This is a genomic window from Streptomyces flavofungini, assembly GCF_041028215.1.
GTDB lineage: Bacteria > Actinomycetota > Actinomycetes > Streptomycetales > Streptomycetaceae > Streptomyces > Streptomyces flavofungini_B.
In genome coordinates, this window is sequence record NZ_JASKYR010000537.1 from 1 (window position 1) to 5,292 (window position 5,292).

Genomic DNA, 5,292 nt, shown 5'->3' on the forward strand with positions numbered 1-5,292 from the left:
GCCACGACGTCGCCCTCAGCGAGCTGGAACCGGAGGAGGGCGACGAGCTCGACGCCCTCGCCGACCTGATCGGCATCACGGATTTCGCCGCCGTTTACCTCGCGCTCGCCGACGGCGACCGAACATGACCCGGCGGTCCAGCGCCGTGCCGCCACCGGTCGACCCCGCACCCCAGCCTTCGCGTACGTAAGGGAGAGCCCCTCCGTGGACCGCCTCACCAACACCATCCGCCCCTACGCCTGGGGTTCCACCACCGCCATCGCGGAGCTCACCGGCGCCGAGCCGAGCGGTGAGCCGCAGGCCGAGATGTGGATGGGCGCCCACCCGGGCGCACCCTCGCGGACCGGGCGCGGCCCGCTGAACGAGGTCATCGACGCGGACCCGGAGCGCGAGCTCGGCAAGGCCGCCGCCGACAAGTTCGGCCCCCGCCTGCCCTTCCTGCTCAAGATCCTCGCCGCGGGCGCCCCGCTCTCCCTCCAGGTCCACCCCGACCTCGCGCAGGCCAAGGAGGGGTACGCGGACGAGGAGCGGCGCGGCGTCCCGATCGACGCCCCGCACCGCAACTACAAGGACGCCAACCACAAGCCCGAACTGATCTGCGCCCTCACGCCGTTCGACGGCCTGTGCGGATTCCGGGACCCCGCCGAGACCGCGGACCTGCTCGAAGCCCTGGGCGTCGACTCCCTCAAGCCGTACGTCGACCTGCTGCGCGCGCACCCCGAGGACGCCGCCCTGCGCGAGGTCCTGACGGCCGTGCTGAGCGCCGACCCCGAGGAGATGGCCGAGACGGTCACCGAGGTCACGGCCGCCGCCCGGCGCATCGGCGGCGCCTACACCCCGTACGCGGGCATCGCCCACCACTACCCCGGCGACCCCGGGGTCATCGCCGCGATGCTCCTCAACCACGTACGGCTCCAGCCGGGCGAGGCCCTGTTCCTCGGCGCCGGCGTCCCGCACGCCTACCTCGACGGCCTCGGCGTCGAGATCATGGCCAACTCCGACAACGTGCTGCGCTGCGGGCTGACCCCCAAGCACGTCGACGTCCCCGAACTCCTGCGCATCGTCCGCTTCTCGGCCACCGACCCCGGAGTGCTGCGCCCCGAGGCCTCGCCCGACGGCGAGGAGGTCTACGAAACGCCGATCGACGAGTTCCGCCTCTCCCGTTTCGTCCTGCCCGAGGACACGGCCCCGCACGACCTCACCGCCGCGACCCCGCAGATCCTGCTCTGCACCGCGGGCGTGGTCCGCGCGGGCGAACTGACCCTGAAGCCCGGTGAGTCCGCTTTCGTCCCGGCGGGTGAAAAGGTCGAAGTGTCCGGACCCGGCACGCTTTTCCGCGCCTCTGTGGTGGCCTGACGCACCAGCGCCCTCGCGTGCTGCAACAATGACCCACCGCAAAGGCCGGGCAAAGCACTGCCCGCAGGCGATGGCCGAGAACGTACGAAGGCGAAGGGACCCCGGGCACTCATGAGCGCGTCAGGCGGAACAAAGGCGATTGTCGCGGCACTCGGCGCGAACCTCGCGATCGCGGTGGCGAAATTCGTCGCGTTCATCTTCAGCGGGTCCTCGTCGATGCTCGCCGAGAGCGTCCACTCCCTCGCCGACTCCGGCAACCAGGGACTGCTGCTCCTCGGCGGCAAGAAGGCCAAGCGGGAGGCGACCCCGCAGCACCCCTTCGGCTACGGCCGCGAGCGCTACATCTACGCCTTCCTCGTCTCGATCGTCCTCTTCACGGTCGGCGGCATGTTCGCGATCTACGAGGGCTACGAGAAGATCAAGCACCCGCACGAGCTCGAGCACTGGTACTGGCCCGTCGGGGTCCTGGTGTTCGCGATCATCGCGGAGGGCTTCTCCTTCCGGACCGCCATCAAGGAGTCCAACGAGACGCGCGGCGGCCTGAGCTGGGCCCAGTTCGTCCGCCGCGCCAAGGCGCCGGAGCTGCCGGTCGTGCTCCTGGAGGACTTCGGCGCCCTGGTCGGTCTGGTCCTCGCCCTCGGCGGCGTCGGCCTCGCCCTGGCCACCGGCGACGGCGTCTGGGACGGCATCGGCACGCTCTGCATCGGCGTCCTGCTCATCCTGATCGCGATCATCCTGGCCGCCGAGACCAAGTCGCTGCTGCTCGGCGAGGCGGCGGGCACCGCAGAGGTCGAGAAGATCGAGAAGGCCGTGGTCGACGGCGACACGGTCACCAAGGTCATCCACATGCGCACGCTCCACCTCGGCCCCGAGGAGCTCCTCGTCGCCGCCAAGATCGCCGTGCAGCACGACGACACGGCCGCCGAGGTCGCCGCCGCCATCAACGCGGCCGAGGAACGCATCCGCACGGCGGTCCCGATCGCCCGCGTGATCTACCTCGAACCCGACATCTACAGCGAGACGGCAGCCGCGGCGGGCGAGAACCCGGCGAAGGCACCCGGCGGCCACTGAGTCCTCTTGAGCCGTACGTGAAGGGGCCCCGCACCTCGAAGGTGCGGGGCCCCCGCGCTGCTCGCGCCACTTCGTCCCGGCGCCACTCCACCTCGCGCAGGACGTCGAGGATCGCGGCGTCGTCCAGCGCCGCCGTGAGCCGCTCGCGGAAGCCGGGGTCCCTCAGCTCGCACGGGAGCAGAGCAGCGCGAGAATCAGCTCCTCCACGTCGTCGACCTTGCCGGTACGGACCGGCGGCCGGGCGGCAGGCACCCGCCGCTTCACGGCATCCCAGCAAGCCCCGCGCTCATCCGGGGTCACGGCATCCGGAGTCACGGCATCCGGAGTCACGGCACCCGGAGTCGTAGGCGTCGCAGAGCCAAGAGCGCCCCCGGCAGCCAAGGCGGACTGGGGCTCACCGGGCCCCCCGGTGTAGCTTGGAAGTGAGCCAGACGTCGCTGCTGATGGCGGTCGGGCGGTCCTCGCACGGACCGGCCGAGGGAGAGAGGGCCTCCGACGGACTGCGCTGCGCGCGCCGGTGCACCCTTGTACCCGACGCCGCAGATCAGCCATGCCCATCCCTCGCCCCATCCACGAGGAGCAGCTCACACATGACCATCGCCACCAACGGCCAGGACTTCAAGGTCGCCGACCTCTCCCTCGCCGCGTTCGGCCGCAAGGAGATCACGCTCGCCGAGCACGAAATGCCCGGCCTGATGTCGATCCGCAAGGAGTACGCCGACGCCCAGCCGCTCGCCGGCGCCCGCGTCACCGGCTCCCTGCACATGACCGTGCAGACCGCCGTGCTCATCGAGACCCTGGTCGCCCTCGGCGCCGAGGTCCGCTGGGCGTCGTGCAACATCTTCTCCACCCAGGACCACGCCGCGGCCGCCATCGCCGTCGGCCCGAACGGCACGCCGGACAACCCCCAGGGCGTCCCGGTCTTCGCCTGGAAGGGCGAGACCCTCGAGGAGTACTGGTGGTGCACGGAGCAGGCGCTGACCTGGCCGAACACCCCCACCGGCGGCCCGAACATGATCCTGGACGACGGCGGCGACGCCACGCTCCTGGTCCACAAGGGCGTCGAGTACGAGAAGGACGGCAAGGTCCCCGCGGTCGACACCGCCGAGAACGACGAGCACCGCGTCATCCTCCAGCTCCTCAACCGCACCATCACCGAGGGCTCGCAGAAGTGGACCCAGCTCGCCTCGGAGATCCGCGGCGTGACCGAGGAGACCACCACCGGCGTCCACCGGCTCTACGAGATGCAGCGTGACGGCGTCCTCCTCTTCCCGGCGATCAACGTGAACGACGCCGTGACGAAGTCCAAGTTCGACAACAAGTACGGCTGCCGCCACTCCCTCATCGACGGCATCAACCGCGCCACCGACGTCCTGATCGGCGGCAAGACCGCCGTCGTCTGCGGGTACGGCGACGTGGGCAAGGGCTGCGCGGAGTCCCTGCGCGGCCAGGGCGCCCGCGTGATCATCACCGAGATCGACCCGATCTGCGCGCTCCAGGCGGCGATGGACGGCTACCAGGTCACGACGCTGGACGAGGTCATCGACAAGGCCGACATCTTCGTCACCACGACCGGCAACAAGGACATCATCATGGCCTCGGACATGGCCAAGATGAAGCACCAGGCGATCGTGGGCAACATCGGCCACTTCGACAACGAGATCGACATGGCCGGCCTGGCCGCCATCCCCGGCATCGTCAAGGACGAGGTCAAGCCGCAGGTCCACACCTGGACCTTCCCGGACGGCAAGGTCCTGATCGTGCTGTCCGAGGGTCGCCTGCTCAACCTGGGCAACGCGACCGGTCACCCCTCCTTCGTGATGTCCAACTCGTTCGCGGACCAGACGCTGGCCCAGATCGAGCTCTTCACCAAGCAGGAGGAGTACCCGACCGACGTCTACGTGCTCCCCAAGCACCTGGACGAGAAGGTCGCCCGTCTCCACCTCGACTCGCTCGGCGTGAAGCTCACGACGCTCCGCCCCGAGCAGGCCTCGTACATCGGTGTCCAGGTCGAGGGCCCGTACAAGTCCGACCACTACCGCTACTGACGGTCGCGAGCGTCGCCGGGTCGCCGGGTCGCACTGGCTGGGCAGGTCGCGGGTCGCCGGTCGGCAGCTGTCGCCGACGGTCCGCCTGTCACCGACAGAGCTCACCGGCCGCGACCCGGCACCGCACGCGCACTGGCTGCGACCCGGCCACCGCCCAGTAACGGGTAACGACGGCCACCGCACGGCTGACCAGCGGCGGTCGGCCAGCGGAGCCGGGGCCATCGGTCGGCCCGTTTCAGCAGGCCCTCGTCACACGACGGGGGCCTGCTCCGTACCCTGGCCGAGCGACCACGTCCCGAGCGACCACGTCCTGAGCGACCACGTCCTGAGCGGAGACGCCCGGCGACCAGGCCGATGCCCGCCCGCCCGGCGCGGGTCCGTCCAGCGCGGCCCCGTTCAGCGCCGGTCCGTCCAGCGTGGGCCCGGTCGGGGCGGACCCGCACGGATCAGCCCCGATGCCCCACCCGACCGAGGACCCGAAGCCCATGCCCCGCGGCCGATATTCGCTCCATGACGTGCACGATCACACTCCCCTCGGTGAAGAACACTTCCACTGCGCGCCCGGCCCCTCGGGCTGGCGCTACGTCGCGCAAAGGACCACCCCCGCGAACCCTCGGGCAGGCTCCGTCGACCTCGCACTCGACGAACTCGGCCGCCCCATCCGTCTCGAACTTCACGCGGGCGACTGGCAGGTCCGCGCCGCGGCCCTCAACGGCGTCACGTGGGTCCGCACGGACCCCACCCACGCACACGCCACCGAGGACAACGCCCCCGCCCACGCGTTCACCGGCACATCCCCCGCCTTCCTCATCGCGAC

Annotated in this window: 3 protein-coding genes and 2 pseudogenes; all 5 read left to right on the plus strand. The window is 70.7% G+C overall.

Features of this window, described 5'->3' with window-relative positions:
• Positions 1 to 128, plus strand: a pseudogene (locus AB8Z36_RS29050) (SIS domain-containing protein); the annotation flags it as partial.
• A 76-nt stretch (positions 129 to 204) separates the two neighbouring features.
• Positions 205 to 1,356, plus strand: a complete 1,152-nt coding sequence (manA, locus tag AB8Z36_RS29055; protein ID WP_369216360.1) for a mannose-6-phosphate isomerase, class I — start codon at positions 205 to 207, stop codon at positions 1,354 to 1,356.
• A 111-nt stretch (positions 1,357 to 1,467) separates the two neighbouring features.
• Entirely contained in the window at positions 1,468 to 2,427 is a 960-nt protein-coding gene (locus AB8Z36_RS29060; RefSeq protein ID WP_369216361.1) for a cation diffusion facilitator family transporter, read from the plus strand.
• A 590-nt stretch (positions 2,428 to 3,017) separates the two neighbouring features.
• Entirely contained in the window at positions 3,018 to 4,475 is a 1,458-nt protein-coding gene (gene ahcY / locus AB8Z36_RS29065) for an adenosylhomocysteinase (protein ID WP_369216362.1), read from the plus strand.
• A gap of 485 nt (positions 4,476 to 4,960) precedes the next feature.
• A pseudogene (locus tag AB8Z36_RS29070) lies at positions 4,961 to 5,292 on the plus strand (hypothetical protein); the annotation flags it as partial.

Excerpts from the sequence above, each read along its gene's own strand:
- AB8Z36_RS29060 (WP_369216361.1), top strand. The coding sequence starts at position 1,468 with ATGAGCGCGTCAGGCGGAACAAAGGCGATTGTCGCGGCACTCGGCGCG.
- ahcY (WP_369216362.1), top strand. The coding sequence starts at position 3,018 with ATGACCATCGCCACCAACGGCCAGGACTTCAAGGTCGCCGACCTCTCC.